The organism is Streptomyces sp. NPDC048484 (assembly GCF_040651415.1).
GTDB lineage: Bacteria > Actinomycetota > Actinomycetes > Streptomycetales > Streptomycetaceae > Streptomyces.
Genome location: NZ_JBEZJY010000079.1, coordinates 14,462 through 28,870, shown reverse-complemented (window position 1 = coordinate 28,870; position 14,409 = coordinate 14,462). Strand labels below are relative to the sequence as shown.

Here is a 14,409-nt window from a genome sequence, read left to right as displayed (position 1 = left end):
CCTTCAGGGCACCCCGCCGCCAGGCAGGCCCTTCAGGGGCGCGGGGAACTGCGCGCCAAGCCCCCACCGGGCCGCACCAAACCGACAACCCACCGCCAGCCAGGCGCCCGCATCAAGCACACCGCAGGCCGGCAGGTCAGTGGTGGGCCGGTGTCTCCGCTTGTCGGGGGGTGTGGGTGGCCACGACCCGGCCGGTGTGGAGCGGGGTCCGGCGGCGGTCCACGCCGTAGGCCATCGCCGCTACGGCCAGGCCGAGTACGGCGAGCGCCGCGCCCGCGAGGGCCGGGGACGTGACGCCGAAGCCGGCCGCGAGGGCGAGGCCGCCGATCCAGGCACCGCCGGCGTTCGCGAGGTTGAAGGCCGCCTGGTTGGCGGAGGAGGCCAGGGACGGGGCCGAGGACGCCTTCTCCATGACCATCAGCAGGAGCGGGGAGCTGGTGACGAACGCCGCCGCGCCGAGCAGCACCACGGCGACGGCCGCGCTCCACGCCGAGCCCATCAGGACCGGGAAGAGGGCCAGGACGGCCACCAGTGAGAGCAGTCCGCCGAACAGTGTGGCGCGCATCGAGCGGTCGGCCAGCCGGCCGCCGAGCAGGTTGCCCGCCGTCGCGCCCACGCCGAACAGCGCGAGCAGCAGGGTCACGCTGGAATCGGCGTACCCGGCGGAGTCCGTCAGCATCGGCGTGATGTAGCTGTACGCCGAGAAGAGCGCGCCGAAGCCGGCGACGGTCGTGCCGAGCGCCAGCCAGACCGGGAGCGACTTGAGCGCCGCCAGTTCGCCGCGCAGTCCGGCGGCGGAGCCGTGCGCGGTGTCCCGGGGCAGGAGCAGGGCCAGGGACCCGATGGCCGCGAGGCCGATCACGCTGACCCCGAGGAACGTGGCACGCCAGCCGAGATGCTGGCCCATGAGGGTCGCGACGGGGACGCCGGCGATGTTCGCGACGGTCAGGCCGAGGAACATCAGCGAGACCGCCCGGGCCTTGCGCTCGGCGGAGACCATGCCGGTGGCGACGACGGCGCCCACACCGAAGAAGGCGCCGTGGGGCAGGCCGCTCAGGAAGCGGGCGGCGAGCAGTGAGTGGTGGTCGGGGGCGAACGCCGAGAGCGTGTTGCCCGCGACGAACAGCACCATCAGCCCGATCAGGACCTTGCGGCGGGCCATGCGCGCGGTCACCGCCGCGAGCAGCGGGGCGCCGACGACGACACCGATCGCGTACGCCGAGACGAGGTGGCCCGCGGTGGGGATCGAGATGTTCAGGTCGTCCGCGACGTCGGGCAGCAGCCCCATCATCACGAACTCGGTGGTGCCGATGCCGAAGGCGCCCACGGCGAGGGCGAGCAGGGCCAGGGGCATGAGGGAGGGACCTTTCAAAGGGGAGAGCGGTGTTCCGTGCAGCGTATGTTCAGTTACGGAACAAAGCCTCGCGGCCCCAGTATTCCCCGACGTTACGAGGTGCTTGCCGAAAGCTTCACGCGAGCGGCGATCGGGAGATGGTCACTGCTCGTCTCCGGGAGGGTCCACGAGGTGACCGGCTCGACACCCTTGACCAGGATCTGGTCGATGCGGGCCATCGGGAACGACGCCGGCCAGCTGAACCCGAAGCCGCTGCCCGCCGCGCCCTGGGTGGAGCGCATCTGAGCGGTGACGGCGCCCAGCGCGCGGTCGTTCATCGTGCCGTTCAGGTCGCCGAGGAGGGCGACATCCGGCAGCTTCTCGCGGGAGATGGCTTCGCCGAGCGCGTCGGCGCTCTTGTCCCGCTGCCGCGCGGTGAACCCGGCCTCCAGTTTCACCCGCACGGAGGGGAGGTGTGCCACGTACACCGCGAGCTTTCCCTCGGGCGCGGTGACCGTCGCCCGCATCGCACGGGTCCAGCCGAGCTTGATGCCGACAGGGTGGACCTCGCTCAGCGGGTACTTGCTCCACAGGCCGACCGTGCCCTGCACAGAGTGGTACTTGTACGTCGAGGCAAGGGCGTCCTCGTAGACCGGGACCGCCGAGCCCGTCAGCTCCTCCAGTGCCACCACGTCGGCGCCGGAGGCCGCCACGTCGCGGGCCGTGCCGGCCGGGTCCGGGTTCTCCGCGTTGACGTTGTGCGTGGCGACGGTGAGGTCCCCGCCGGCGCCCGTCCGTTCGACGAGCAGCCCGCCGAAGAGATTCACCCAGACGCACGCGGGCAGCAGCACGGCGATCAGCGCGGTCGCGGACCTGCGGACCAGCGCGATGACGAGCAGCACCGGAACGAGGGGGCCCAGCCAGGGCAGGAACGTCTCCAGGAGACTGCCGAGGTTGCCGATGGAGTTCGGGATCCGCGCGTGCAACGCCATCACCAGGGCGAGCACGAGGGCGAACGCGGCGGTGACGATCCCCCGGCGCCAGATGCCCCGGTCGGTACGGAGAGTGGTCAGCAGGCGCCGAAGCCGGGTTTCTCTGCGGTCTGGCTCCTGGCCGCCGCTGCCCGTCTCCGTCTTGTACGCCTGCGCCATACCGTCGCCTCACCAACTGCCGTTCGCCTCATCCCACGCCTCTAAGACCCTAGGGGATGATCGCGATCGTTCCCGCCGCCACATGTCGGCCGTACGGGCACGAGGACGAACGAGGCCACGTGACGAGTTCCGACGGCGGGCCGGGCTGGGTGGTCTGTGACGAGACGCTCACATTCCCCCGGGAGTACGAGGCCCTCTGACACCCGATTCGACGCCCGATTTGACTCCCGATTTGACACCCGGTCAGGCTCTCAGGGGGCGACGGGCCCCAGCCCCGCCAGGACGGTATCGACGATTCGTTCGGGCAGTCCCTCCTCCAGTCCCGCGTCCGGGCGGATGACGGCGCGGAGGAGCATGGGGCCCACGAAGATGTCATTGGCCAGTTCGACATCGATGTCCGCGCGGATCCCGCCGTTCTCCTGGCCGCGGCGCAGTACGTCGAGCGTCATCAGGCGGCGCGGTTCGATGACGGCCGCGTGGTACGCCTCCCACAGCTTGGGACTGCTCTTCATCTGCGCGTAGACGCTGTGCATGATCACCGACGAACGGTTGGCCAGCCCGCGCTGCCGGAGCGACTCGAGCACGATGACGAGGTCGTCGCGCATGGACGTGCCGGGCAGCTCCGGGTCCGGCGGTTCGGCGGTGCGCATCACGTCGCAGAAGAGCTCCTCGCGGCCGCTCCAGCGCCGGTAGATGGTGGCCTTTCCCACACCGGCGATGCGCGCGACCCGCTCTATGGAGATCTCCGCGAGCGGAACGCCCTCCTCCAGCAGCCGCATGACGCCCTCGATGATCGAGCGCTCCACCGCCTCGCTTCGGGGGCGGCCCCTGGCGGGCCCGCCCCGTCCGGCCGTGCCCGCCTCCTGCTCCGCGACGCCCACGTGTTCACTCCGCTCTCTCGTATAGGGCCGATTGTCCCTGGTCGTCAGGGGGTTCAGTGCTCGGCGCCCACCGGTTCCGTCTCCTTGTCGGCCGGGGCCGGCGTGCGGCCCGGCAGGAACAGGCCCACGACCAGCGCGCCCACGAGGGCGACACCCGCGCCGCACAGGGCTGTGACGTGCATCGCGTGCAGGAAGGCGTCGTTGGCCGGACCGACGAGGGCGTCCCCCTTCGGACCGAGCTTCGCCGCGAAGCCGAGCGTCGCCTCGATGGACTCGCCCGCTTCGTGCCGGGCGGCCGGGGGCAGCTTGTCCTCGATGCCCGAGCGGTACGCGGCGGAGAGGACCGAGCCGAGTACGGCGATCCCCAGGGCGCCGCCGACCTGGCGGAACGTGTTGCTGAGCGCGGAGGCGGAACCCGCCTTCTCGCGGGGCAGGGCCTGCATGATCACGACGCTGGCCGGCGTCATGATGTGCGCCATCCCGGCGCCCATCAGGAAGAAGATGACCTCCAGGATCCAGATCGGTGTGTCGGCGTCCAGCACGGTGAACGCGGCCAGCATGGCGGCGATGGTGAGCATGCCGCCGGTCGTGGTGACCCGGTAGCCGAGGCGGTCCACCACGAGTCGGGCGCGCGGCGCGAAGATGAGCTGCGCGACGGCCAGCGGCAGCATCAGCAGGCCGGTCTGCAGGGGCGAGTAGCCGCGCACGCTCTGGGTGTAGAAGACGGCGAAGAAGGTCACACCCATCAGCGCGAAGAACACGAGCGCTATGGCGGAGATGGCCGCGGAGAAGACCTTGTTCCTGAAGTAGTCGATGTCGATGGACGGGTGGTCGCTGCGCTTCTCGTGCACGACGAAGCCGACGAGTACGGCGAGTCCGGCGCCGATGGTCGCGAGGACCTTGGCGTCCGTGAAGTCGGCGAGCTGGCCGCCCCTGATGATGCCGTACACCAGCAGAACGAGCCCGACGACGGACAGCACCACGCCCACCGGGTCGATCCGGCCGGGCTTCGGGTCGCGGGAGTCGGGGACGAGCCAGACCATCAGGCCGACTGCCACGATCACGATGGGCACGTTGATCAGGAAGACGGACCCCCACCAGAAGTGGTCGAGGAGGATCCCTCCGGTGATCGGGCCGATGGCGATGGCGAGGCCGACTCCGCCCGCCCAGATGCCGATCGCCTTCGGCTGCTCGTCGCGCTCGAAGACGTTCATCAGGACGGCGAGGGTGGCCGGCATCACAAAGGCGGCGCCGAGGCCCATCACCGCGCGGAAGGAGATGAGTTCGACCGGGGAGCCGGAGGAGGAGGCGAGCGCCGAGCCGATGCCGAAGACGAGGAGACCGCCGAGCAGGACCTTCTTCCGCCCGAGCCGGTCGCCGAGCAGGCCCGCGGAGAACAGCAGGCCCGCGAAGACGAGGGTGTAGGCGTTGATGGCCCATTCCAGCTCGCTCTGGGTGGCTCCCAGGCCGGTCGGGGCGGGTGTCGAGATGGTCTTGATCGCGACGTTCAGGATCGAGTTGTCGAGGACCACGATCAGCAGGCTCAGCATCAGGACGCCGAGGATCGCCCAGCGTCGCCGGTGCACGGCTTCCGGTATACGGGGGGCTTGGTCGGCAGGAGTTGTCATGTTTTCGAGGCTAGGGGAAATTCGATACGAGACCGTCTCGTATTGGAGTTCTTTACCGAGACCTTACGAGCTCTGGAGACCCGCTTGGTCCCGGCGAAAACGTCGGTGAAGGCAGGGGTGAACGTGAAGACGGAGACGGAGACGAAGACGAAGACCTAGACGGAGGCGGAGGCGGGGCCTGTCAGAAGCCCCCCTAGCCGTTCGGCGGCACGAGGTGCCACCATGGGGGTGATCCGGGGACGCCGTCAGGGCGCCTCGAGATGACAGAAGGAGCCGTTGCAATGACGCAGTCCTCGGCTGCCCGGAAGACCACCGCCAGCAGCAACAACGCGCTGTACGGAGGCAAGGGCACACGCCGTATCACCGTCCGCGACATCACGGTCGCCAAGGAGCGCGGCGAGAAGTGGCCGATGCTCACCGCGTACGACGCGATGACCGCGTCCGTCTTCGACGAGGCCGGCATCCCGGTGATGCTCGTCGGCGACTCGGCGGGCAACTGTCACCTGGGGTACGAGACCACCGTGCCGGTCACCCTCGACGAGATGACCATGCTGTCGGCCGCCGTCGTACGGGGCACCTCGCGTGCCCTCATCGTGGGCGACCTGCCGTTCGGGTCGTACCAGGAGGGGCCGGTACAGGCCCTGCGGTCGGCCACCCGGCTGGTGAAGGAGGCCGGGGTCGGGGCCGTCAAGCTGGAGGGCGGCGAGCGCTCGCACGGGCAGATCGAGCTGCTCGTGGAGTCCGGCATCCCGGTGATGGCGCACGTGGGTCTCACCCCGCAGTCCGTGAACTCCATGGGTTACCGCGTCCAGGGGCGCGGCGAGGAGGCCGCCCAGCAGCTGCTGCGCGACGCGAAGGCCGTGCAGGACGCGGGGGCGTTCGCGGTCGTGCTGGAGCTCGTGCCGGCCGAGCTGGCCGCCGAGGTCACGCGGGCGCTGCACATTCCGACGGTCGGTATCGGCGCCGGGCCCGACACGGACGCGCAGGTTCTCGTGTGGACCGACATGCTCGGGCTCACGGGGGGCAAGATGCCGCGCTTCGTGAAGCAGTACGCCGACCTTCGGTCGGTCATGGGCGAGGCCGCGAAGGCGTTCGCCGATGATGTCGTCGGAGGAACGTTCCCGCTGGAGGAGCACTCCGTCCACTAGGCCGCTGGTCCGCTTGGTGCGCCTGGTCCGCCTGGTGCGCCTGGTCCACTCAGTCCACTGCGGCACCGAGGCAGCCCGCCGATTTCCCCCGTCGGCGGGCTGCCGTTTTTTCGCCCCCGCCGCCCCTACCCGTCCCGTACCTGGGGCTCCGCTCCAGGCCCCGCTCCTCAAACGCCGGAGGGGCTGATGAGCCCTGTCGGTCGGCTGTCGGTCGGTTGTCGGTGGTTTGTCGGCGGGGGGTGGCACCTTGGTCGGCATGACGCGAATCGACAAAGATCCCCGGCCGGGAGGCAGTGGCCCCGGCCGCCCCGACGCCGTCACCGTGCGGGGGCTGGTCAAGCACTACGGCGAGACCAAAGCGCTGGACGGCGTGGACCTGGACGTGCGCGAGGGCACGGTCCGCGGTGTGCTCGGCCCGAACGGCGCGGGCAAGACGACCCTCGTACGCATCCTTTCCACCCTTCTCATCCCGGACTCCGGCCGGGCGACGGTCGCCGGCCTCGACGTCGTGCGCCAGCCCCGCCGGCTCCGCCGGGTGATTGGCCTCACCGGTCAGTACGCCTCCGTGGACGAGAAGCTCTCCGGGCGCGAGAACCTCTACCTGATCGGCAGGCTCCTCGACCTGCCCCGCAAGGACGCCCGTACCCGTGCGGACGAACTCCTGGAACGCTTCTCGCTCACCGACGCGGCCAAGCGACCGGCGAGCACGTACTCCGGGGGAATGCGCCGCCGCCTCGACCTCGCCGCGTCCATGATCGGCAGCCCGAGCGTCCTCTTCCTCGACGAGCCGACGACCGGCCTGGATCCCCGTACCCGGGTCGAAGTGTGGACCGAGGTCAAGCGGATGGTCCGTGACGGTGTCACCGTCCTGCTCACCACCCAGTACATGGAGGAGGCCGAACAGCTCGCGAACGAGCTCACGGTCATCGACCGCGGCAAGGTCATCGCGAACGGCGGCATCGACGAGCTGAAGGCGAAGGTCGGCGGCCGCACCCTGCGCATCCGCCCGGCCGACCCGCTGGAGCTGCGCCCCACGGCCACCGCGCTCGACGAGTTCGGTCTCACGGGCCCGGGCAGCGCCACGGTGGACATCACCACCGGCACGGTCCTCGTCCCGATCCTCAGCGACGAGCAGCTGACCGCGGTGGTCGGCGCGCTCACCGCCCGCGGGATCACCCTCGCCGACCTCGGCACCGAACTGCCCAGCCTGGACGAGGTGTTCCTTTCCCTCACCGGCCACCGGGCCACCGATCCGACCGATCCGACCGATCCGAGCGACCCGAGCGACCCGAGCGACCCGAAGGACGCCCCGGCCGACCGCTCCTACGAGGAGGCCGCCGTATGAGCGCCACCGTCATCGACGCCCCCGCCCCGCTCGACATCGACGACGATCCGCACGTCGGCCTGCGCGCCCATCTGCGGCACATCAGCGCCCTGGTCCGCCGCAACATCCTGTGGATCCGCCAGGACCCGGAGTCGATGTTCGACGTCATCCTGATGCCGATCGTGTTCACGCTGCTCTTCGTGTTCGTCTTCGGCGGCGCGATCGCCGGCAAGGGCAACCAGGACGAGTACGTCAACTACGTCGTCCCTGGCCTCATGGCGATGATGGGCATGAACATCGCCATGGGCGTGGGTACCGGTTTCAACCAGGACTTCCAGACGGGTGTGATGGACCGCTTCCGGTCCCTGCCGATCTCCCGTGCCTCGGTCCTGATAGCCAAGATCGGCGTGGAGATCGCCCGTCTGCTGCTCGCCACGGCGATCCTGCTCGCGGTCGGTTTCCTCCTCGGCCTGTCCGTGGCGAACGTCCCCGGTCTGCTCGCCGCCATCGGTCTGTCCCTGGTCTTCGGCTCCTCCCTCATGTGGATCTTCCTGACCATGGGCGTGGTGATGAAGAACGCCCAGGCCATCCAGGGAATGGGGTTCCTTGTGCTGATGCCTCTGCAGTTCGGGTCGTCGATCTTCTCGCCGACGTCCACCATGCCGGGCTGGCTCCAGACGTTCACCGACTACAACCCGCTGTCGTCCCTCGCGGACGCGGCCCGGGGTCTGATGAACGGCGGCCAGCCGGTCGCCCACGACGTCATGATCACGCTGATCTGGTCGCTCGTCATCACCGTGGTGATGGCCCCGGTCGCGATCCACAAGTACCGGACCAAGAACTGACCGCGCCGGACCACCTCGCGTCAGACCACCTCGCGTCAGACCACCTCGCGTCAGACCAGGGCGGCGGCCTCCTCGAAGGAGAGGCCGCCGCCTTCCGCGTACGCGGCCTCGTACGCCGGGTCGTCGAGGACCTCGCGCACCGCCGCCTCCGCCCGTTCCCGCATCTCGCGCTCGGCGACGGCCTGGACGTGCCCGGGCGGGCGCAACCCGTCGGCGGCGCCGAGGCACAGGGCGGCGTCCCGGGTGCGCCGACCACCGTCGACCCCGGCCAGCGCGACGGCGGCGGTGATCAGATGCACGGAGAACATGTGCGGCGCGATCATCTGCGTCAGCGGGTCCTTCGCCCGCTCCAGGGCTCCCCGCGCCTTCACCACCGCCTCGTCGAACAGGCCTTCCATCGAGTCCAGGCAGGCCTCCACGCCCAGGACGAACCCCTCGAAGACCGCGAACCTGACGGCGGCGAAGTCGCCGCGCAGCAACGCGACCTGTACCCGGGCCTCGGCGATCCGGTCGGTACGGCCGAGCCACATCGCGAGGAAGAGCCTGGCTCCGGGCCTGGCTTCGTTGTGCGTGCCGTCGTCCATGTCCAGGACTTCGCGCAGCAGCCGCTCGCCCCGCTCGGCCTCGCCGGAGTCGATGAGCACGCTGCCGAAGCGGGTGGTGAGGACGGCCGTCTGGGCGTGGGCGCCCAGCCGTTCGGCGTGGGTGATGGCCGTCTCGTAGTCCGCCGCCGCGAGCTGGTACTCGCCCTGGCGCTCATGGGCCTCGCCCCGCGCGGAGAGGGCCTCGGCGGCACCCCAGGCGTCCTCAAGGCGGACGAAGAGCTCCAGCGACTCGTTGGCGTCGCGGGTCGCGTCGCCCGCCCAGTCGGCGCGGTTGGCGAGGATGTTGGCGCGCATCTGGAGCGCGACGGCCAGCTCCCAGCCGTAGCCGAGCTCACGGCAGGTCTCGACACTCGCGTCGATGACCCGGCGCAGCCGGTCAATGTCGCCGGTCAGCAGCACGGCATAGAACCAGAGGTAGCCGGGGTTGCGGCAGACCTGCGGGTAGCCGGGCTCGTAGGTCTCGGCGATGACGCGCAGTTTGGCCTCGCCCTCCGGTGTCTGCCAAGACTGCAACTCCAGGTCCATGTGGGCGAGATGGAGGAGATGAACACCGCGCCGTGCCTCGGCGAGAACCTCCGGGCGCAGCGGCGGCGGGGTCGCGGTGCAGGACTCGTACAGCGGGACGGCCGGCTCGGCGCCCGGCGCGAACGGGTCGGGGCCCAGCGCTATGACCTCCCGGGCCCAGTTGCGGGCGACTATGCGCAGGTCGCGGATCTGCCAGTACCAGGCGAGCGAGAGGACGAGGCAGAGAGCCTCCTGCTCGTCGCGTTCGGCGACGGCGTGCTGCAGCGCGGCGCGCGTGTTCTCGCCTTCGAGCTGGAGCAGTTCGATGGCCGCGCGCTGGCCGGGGCCGCGCAGCAGCAGGTCGGTGGTGCGGGCGAGTTCGCGGTAGTACGTGAGGTGGGCGCGCTCGGTCGCGGAACGCTCGCCGCTCACGTCGAGCCGCTGCCCGGCGTACTCGGCGACGGTCTCCAGGAGCCGGTATCGCATCTCGCCCTCGCCCTTGCCCGAAGGGGTGGCCACCACAAGGGACTTGTCGACGAGTGACCCGACTGCCTCCAGTGCGGCGGGTCCGCAGACCGCCTCGGCGGCGGCGAGGTCGCAGCCGCCGGCGAAGACGGACAGCCGCCGCAGGACGTCGCGTTCGTCCCCGTCCAGCAGGTCCCAGGACCAGTCGACGACGGCACGCAGCGTCTGCTGGCGCGGCAGGACCGTGCGGCTGCCCGAGGTGAGCAGGCGGAAGCGGTTGTCGAGGCGGTCGGCGATCTGGCGCGGAGTGAGCATCCGCAGCCGGGCCGCGGCGAGTTCGATGGCGAGCGGCAGCCCGTCGAGGCGTCGGCAGATCTCGGCGGTGGCCTCCGGGTCGTCCTCGATCCGGAAGCCGGGCCGGGCGGCGGCGCCCCGGTCGGCGAGCAGCTTCAGCGCGTACGGCTCGGGCAGCGGTTCGACCGGCCTCAGCAACTCCCCCGGCACCCCGAGGGGTTCACGGCTCGTGGCCAGGACGGTCAGTCCGGGACAGCGTTCGAGCAGTTGCTCGACGAGCCGGGCCGCGGCGTCGACGACGTGTTCGCAGTTGTCGAGGACGATCAGCATGCGGCGTTTTCCGCAGTGCTCGGTGAGCCGCACGAGGGGGTCGTCGGGCCGCTCCGTGACCACCCGCAGCTCCTCGGCCCCCGCGCCGCGCAGCACGGTCTCCCGTGCCCCGACCGCGGTGAGGACGGCCTCGGGGACGGCCTCCGGGTCGTCGACGGGCGCGAGTTCGGCCAGCCACACCCCGTCGGGCAGGCCTTCGGCGACGCTCTCCGCCGCCTCCTGCGACAGCCGTGTCTTCCCGGCGCCGCCCGGCCCGAGCAGGGTGACGAGCCGCGCCTGCGCGAGGTCCCCGCGGATGGTCGCCAGGTCGGTGTCCCGGCCGACGAAGGAGGTGAGCCGGGCCCTGAGGTTGCCGAGCGGCACGGGGCGCTCGCGCTGGGCGGCCTCGGCGTGGCGGCGGGGCGGTGCCGCTCCGGGGCCGCCGTCGTACGGGGCGGACTCGGGGCCGTGCCCTGCGGGGGCGCCGCTCAGCAACTCCCCGTGCAGGGACCGCAGTTCCGGTCCCGGGTCGGTGCCGAGCCGGTCGGCCAGCAGCCGGCGTACGGCCTCGTAGCCGGCCAGGGCCTCCGCGGCGCGACCCGCGTCGCGCAGGGCACGCAGGCGCAGCACCTGGAGGGGTTCGTCCAGGGGATGTGCGTCGCAGAGGCCGGTGAGGTCGGGCAGGGACTGTTCGGCGTGGCCGAGGGCGAGGGCGGCGGTGAGGCGGGCGCGCCGGGCGTCGAGGCGGCGGGACTCCCAGCGGGACGACTCGGCCGCACGGTCCGGCAGATCGGCGAGGGCGGGGCCCCGCCAGAGGGCGAGGGCGTCGTCGAGGATGACGGCCGCCTTGCCCGGGTCGCCGTCGGCCAGCGCGTGGAAGCCCTCACCCGTGAGCCGTTCGAAGCGGTGCAGGTCGACATCGTCGGCCGCCGCGCGCAGCCGGTAGCCACCCTCGGCGGAGCCGATCGCGTCCGCCCCGAGGGCCCTGCGCAGCCGGCCCACCAGAGCCTGCAGCGCACCCGTGGCGTCGGCCGGAGGGTCGGCGCCCCATACCTCGTCGACCAGCGCGGCCGCGGACACGGTCCGGCCGGAGCGCAGGGCGAACACGGTCAGCAGGGCGCGCAGCCGCGCCCCGCCGACCGGTACGAGGGTGCCGTCGGTACGGAGTGCCTGGGTGGTGCCGAGGATGCGATAGCGCACGCAGACCATTGTCCCTGTTGTCGTCCCGGGCCCGCCCCGGATTTTGGACCGGCGTGAACCGGCATGAACCGGAATGAACCGGGGAGGTGGCCGGGGAGGCGACTGGGGACGAGACGGAGGGCCGCAGGAACCTCCGGCCCTCCGTAGGACGTTGCCCCCACAGCACCGGTACGGTCTACCCGCCACGCCCAGCCCGTTCGAGCTTTCCAGGGAGCCACACCCCATGACCACCGCCACCAGCCGGCACAGTGACCGCCGGATCAGCCCCGTGTTCATCGGGATCGTGGCCGTCGCGGCGGTGACCGGCTGGGCCACCTGGACGGGCTTCGCCGAGCAGCCGGGCATCGCCGTCTTCCTGTTCGTGACGGCTGCGTGGATCGTCTCGCTCTGTCTGCACGAGTACGCGCACGCGCGCACGGCCCTGCACAGCGGCGACATCTCGATCGGCGCGAAGGGCTATCTGACCCTGAACCCGCTGAAGTACACGCACGCGCTGCTCAGCATCGTGCTACCCGTGATCTTCGTCATCATGGGCGGCATCGGCCTGCCCGGTGGCGCGGTGTTCATCGAGCGGGGCCGGATCCAGGGCCGCTGGCGGCACAGCCTGATCTCGGCGGCGGGCCCGCTGACGAACGTGCTGTTCGCGATGGTCTGCACGGCCCCGTTCTGGCTGGACGCGCTGGACGGCGTACCGGCCGACTTCCAGTTCGCCCTCGCGTTCCTGGCGCTGCTCCAGGTCACGGCCGCGCTGCTGAACTTCCTGCCGATCCCGGGCCTGGACGGCTACGGCGTGATCGAGCCCTGGCTGTCTCACAAGATCCGTCGCCAGGTGGAGCCGTTCGCTCCGTTCGGGCTGCTCTTCGTCTTCGCGATCCTGTGGATCCCGGAGGTGAACGGCCAGTTCTTCGACGCGATCGACGCGCTGCTGCGAACCCTGGGCATCGACGAGATCCGCACGTACTGCGGGCAGAACCTCTACCGGTTCTGGACGGAGACCGACCAGTACTGCTCGATCGGCCAGTGACGGGCCGCTCGGTCGGCCCGTGATCCCGATCAGCCCCTGATCCCGGTCGACCCGTGATCCCGGTCAGCCCGTGACGGAGGACGCCCTGCGCCGTGCCCGGTCCCGGCGCAGGTAGTACCAGGTCGTGTTGGAGGACAGACCCGCGAGCAGCACCCACACGATCCCCAGCCAGCTGCCCTGGGCGAAGGAGACGACGGCCGCCGCGACGGCGAGGACACAGACGACGAGGGCGTAGAGGGCGAGTCGGGACATGGGATCGGCTCCTGAGTTCCGGAGAGGGACACTGCTCGGCTCCAGTGTCCCCCACGCCGGGAGCACGCCCGTACGCACTCCTACCGGTCGCGACAGGTCGGTTGCAGGTCGTCAGCTACAGGTCGTCGGCTACAGGTCGTCGGCTACAGGTCGGTGAGCCGCAGTCCCGCGTGGGCCTTGTAGCGCCGGTTCACCGAGATCAGGTTCGCCACCAGCGACTCGACCTGGTGGGCGTTGCGCAGCCGCCCGGAGAAGATGCCCCGCATGCCCGGGATACGTCCGGCCAGCGCCTGGACGATCTCGACGTCCGCCCGCTCCTCGCCGAGCACCATGACGTCGGTGTCGATCTCCTCGATCTCCGGGTCCTGGAGCAGCACGGCCGACAGGTGGTGGAAGGCGGCGGTGACGCGGGAGTCCGGGAGCAGGGCGGCGGCTTGTTCGGCGGCGCTGCCCTCCTCGGGCTTCAGCGCGTACGCGCCCTTCTTGTCGAAGCCGAGCGGGTTGACGCAGTCGACGACGAGCTTGCCGGCCAGTTCCTCCCGCAGCGACTCCAGGGTCTTGCCGTGCCCGTCCCACGGCACGGCGACGATCACGATGTCGCTGCGGCGGGCGGTCTCGGCGTTGTCGGCGCCCTCGACACCGTGTCCGAGCTCGTCGGCGGCGGCCTGTGCGCGCTCCGCAGCCCGCGAACCGATGATCACCGGCTGGCCTGCCCGGGCCAGCCGGTAGGCCAGACCCTTGCCCTGCGGACCGGTGCCGCCGAGCACGCCGACGACGAGCCCGGAGACGTCGGGAAGGTCCCAGGGATCCTTGGCGGGGGCCTTCTGGGCGTTCTGTGCACTGTCAGTAGAGGTCATGGGCCGACTTTACGTGCGTGATTCCGGTCCGCGCCGCTCAGGTGAGGGCCCTCACGGGGATCCGCCGGAAGGTGATCGTCTCGTACGCGCCGAAGTCGCCCGTCTCGTGGAGGAGCCTCACCGTGTCGTCGTAGAGGAGCCCCACCGGGTCGTCGTCGACGCGCACGAGAATTCTGCGCGGGAGGGGGTGGCTGGGGACCGTTGAGCGGGTGCGGCCCGGTGGGGGCTGGTCGCGCAGCTCCCCGCGCCCTGGGGGTTGGGGTGCGGGGAACCGGGTCAAGCGCCCCCGTTTTTGGGCGGGTAGGTGGGGAGAAGAGGTTCAGTCTTCGTCCGCGCCCCGCGGAGCGCCGTCGTGCCAGCGAGGATCCGTCTCCCATTCGAGGTTGCGTTCGCGGGCGGTGTCCATCGCGTGCTGGGCCTCCGTGCGGGACGCGTAGGGACCGAAGCGGTCCTTCGCGGGGCACTCGGGGCCCTCCTCGACCTTCTTGTGCTCCAGGCAGTAGTACCACTCGCCCGGTTTGCCGACCGTGCGCTTCTTGAACAGGGCCATGACCAGCTCCTCTCGCCACCGACATGTTCCCCCATCTCC

General features: G+C 70.9%; 13 protein-coding genes. 4 read left to right on the top strand and 9 right to left on the bottom strand.

The genetic code is table 11. From position 1 onward, the window contains the following. Positions 1-136 precede the first annotated feature (136 nt). The 4 genes from AB0D14_RS42330 to AB0D14_RS42315 all read right to left on the bottom strand — a co-directional run bounded on the left by AB0D14_RS42330 (position 137) and on the right by AB0D14_RS42315 (position 4,993). Positions 137-1,354, bottom strand: a complete 1,218-nt coding sequence (locus AB0D14_RS42330; RefSeq protein WP_362790080.1) for an MFS transporter — start codon at positions 1,352-1,354, stop codon at positions 137-139. Between the two features lie 92 nt (positions 1,355-1,446). Beyond that, entirely contained in the window at positions 1,447-2,484 is a 1,038-nt protein-coding gene (locus AB0D14_RS42325) for an endonuclease/exonuclease/phosphatase family protein (protein WP_362790077.1), read from the bottom strand. Between the two features lie 251 nt (positions 2,485-2,735). Continuing rightward, complete coding sequence (locus AB0D14_RS42320) at positions 2,736-3,365, bottom strand: TetR/AcrR family transcriptional regulator (protein ID WP_362790075.1); 630 nt, start codon at positions 3,363-3,365, stop codon at positions 2,736-2,738. 53 nt (positions 3,366-3,418) lie between these two features. Then, positions 3,419-4,993 carry an MFS transporter gene (locus tag AB0D14_RS42315; protein ID WP_362790072.1) on the bottom strand — a complete coding sequence of 525 codons (1,575 nt, stop codon included), beginning with the start codon at positions 4,991-4,993 and terminating at the stop codon, positions 3,419-3,421. 281 nt (positions 4,994-5,274) lie between these two features. Here AB0D14_RS42315 and panB point away from each other — a divergent pair, with 281 nt between their 5' ends. From panB to AB0D14_RS42300, 3 genes are all read left to right on the top strand, one after another. Then, complete coding sequence (gene panB, locus AB0D14_RS42310; RefSeq protein ID WP_362790069.1) at positions 5,275-6,141, top strand: 3-methyl-2-oxobutanoate hydroxymethyltransferase; 867 nt, start codon at positions 5,275-5,277, stop codon at positions 6,139-6,141. Between the two features lie 256 nt (positions 6,142-6,397). Then, the gene (locus AB0D14_RS42305) at positions 6,398-7,486 is read left to right on the top strand and encodes an ATP-binding cassette domain-containing protein (RefSeq protein WP_362790066.1); all 1,089 of its coding nucleotides are present in this window, start codon (positions 6,398-6,400) and stop codon (positions 7,484-7,486) included. Beyond that, positions 7,483-8,310 (top strand): ABC transporter permease, encoded by an 828-nt coding sequence (locus tag AB0D14_RS42300; protein WP_362790063.1) that lies wholly within the window; start codon positions 7,483-7,485, stop codon positions 8,308-8,310. The genes AB0D14_RS42305 and AB0D14_RS42300 overlap by 4 nt, the downstream gene beginning before the upstream one ends. A gap of 50 nt (positions 8,311-8,360) precedes the next feature. Here the strand turns inward: AB0D14_RS42300 and AB0D14_RS42295 are convergent, their stop codons facing one another. Then, positions 8,361-11,696 carry a BTAD domain-containing putative transcriptional regulator gene (locus tag AB0D14_RS42295; protein WP_362790060.1) on the bottom strand — a complete coding sequence of 1,112 codons (3,336 nt, stop codon included), beginning with the start codon at positions 11,694-11,696 and terminating at the stop codon, positions 8,361-8,363. 214 nt (positions 11,697-11,910) lie between these two features. Here AB0D14_RS42295 and AB0D14_RS42290 point away from each other — a divergent pair, with 214 nt between their 5' ends. Next, on the top strand, positions 11,911-12,711 hold the full coding sequence (locus tag AB0D14_RS42290) for a site-2 protease family protein (RefSeq protein WP_362790057.1): 801 nt from the start codon (positions 11,911-11,913) through the stop codon (positions 12,709-12,711). A 63-nt stretch (positions 12,712-12,774) separates the two neighbouring features. Here the strand turns inward: AB0D14_RS42290 and AB0D14_RS42285 are convergent, their stop codons facing one another. From AB0D14_RS42285 to AB0D14_RS42270, 4 genes are all read right to left on the bottom strand, one after another. Then, positions 12,775-12,963, bottom strand: a complete 189-nt coding sequence (locus AB0D14_RS42285) for a hypothetical protein (RefSeq protein ID WP_217455546.1) — start codon at positions 12,961-12,963, stop codon at positions 12,775-12,777. Between the two features lie 143 nt (positions 12,964-13,106). Next, positions 13,107-13,820, bottom strand: a complete 714-nt coding sequence (npdG, locus tag AB0D14_RS42280; RefSeq protein ID WP_362790054.1) for an NADPH-dependent F420 reductase — start codon at positions 13,818-13,820, stop codon at positions 13,107-13,109. Between the two features lie 37 nt (positions 13,821-13,857). Further along, complete coding sequence (locus AB0D14_RS42275; RefSeq protein WP_362790083.1) at positions 13,858-13,986, bottom strand: hypothetical protein; 129 nt, start codon at positions 13,984-13,986, stop codon at positions 13,858-13,860. Between the two features lie 153 nt (positions 13,987-14,139). Then, positions 14,140-14,370, bottom strand: a complete 231-nt coding sequence (locus tag AB0D14_RS42270) for a hypothetical protein (protein ID WP_362790051.1) — start codon at positions 14,368-14,370, stop codon at positions 14,140-14,142. Positions 14,371-14,409: the final 39 nt, after the last annotated feature.

What these genes read in the sequence shown, in the direction of transcription:
- AB0D14_RS42300 (WP_362790063.1), top strand. Translation starts at nt 7,483, where the DNA reads ATGAGCGCCACCGTCATCGACGCCCCCGCCCCGCTCGACATCGACGAC.
- AB0D14_RS42285 (WP_217455546.1), bottom strand. Translation starts at nt 12,963, where the DNA reads ATGTCCCGACTCGCCCTCTACGCCCTCGTCGTCTGTGTCCTCGCCGTC.
- panB (WP_362790069.1), top strand. Translation starts at nt 5,275, where the DNA reads ATGACGCAGTCCTCGGCTGCCCGGAAGACCACCGCCAGCAGCAACAAC.
- AB0D14_RS42330 (WP_362790080.1), bottom strand. Translation starts at nt 1,354, where the DNA reads ATGCCCCTGGCCCTGCTCGCCCTCGCCGTGGGCGCCTTCGGCATCGGC.
- AB0D14_RS42305 (WP_362790066.1), top strand. Translation starts at nt 6,398, where the DNA reads ATGACGCGAATCGACAAAGATCCCCGGCCGGGAGGCAGTGGCCCCGGC.
- AB0D14_RS42325 (WP_362790077.1), bottom strand. Translation starts at nt 2,484, where the DNA reads ATGGCGCAGGCGTACAAGACGGAGACGGGCAGCGGCGGCCAGGAGCCA.
- AB0D14_RS42290 (WP_362790057.1), top strand. Translation starts at nt 11,911, where the DNA reads ATGACCACCGCCACCAGCCGGCACAGTGACCGCCGGATCAGCCCCGTG.
- npdG (WP_362790054.1), bottom strand. Translation starts at nt 13,820, where the DNA reads ATGACCTCTACTGACAGTGCACAGAACGCCCAGAAGGCCCCCGCCAAG.
- AB0D14_RS42315 (WP_362790072.1), bottom strand. Translation starts at nt 4,993, where the DNA reads ATGACAACTCCTGCCGACCAAGCCCCCCGTATACCGGAAGCCGTGCAC.
- AB0D14_RS42270 (WP_362790051.1), bottom strand. Translation starts at nt 14,370, where the DNA reads ATGGCCCTGTTCAAGAAGCGCACGGTCGGCAAACCGGGCGAGTGGTAC.
- AB0D14_RS42295 (WP_362790060.1), bottom strand. Translation starts at nt 11,696, where the DNA reads ATGGTCTGCGTGCGCTATCGCATCCTCGGCACCACCCAGGCACTCCGT.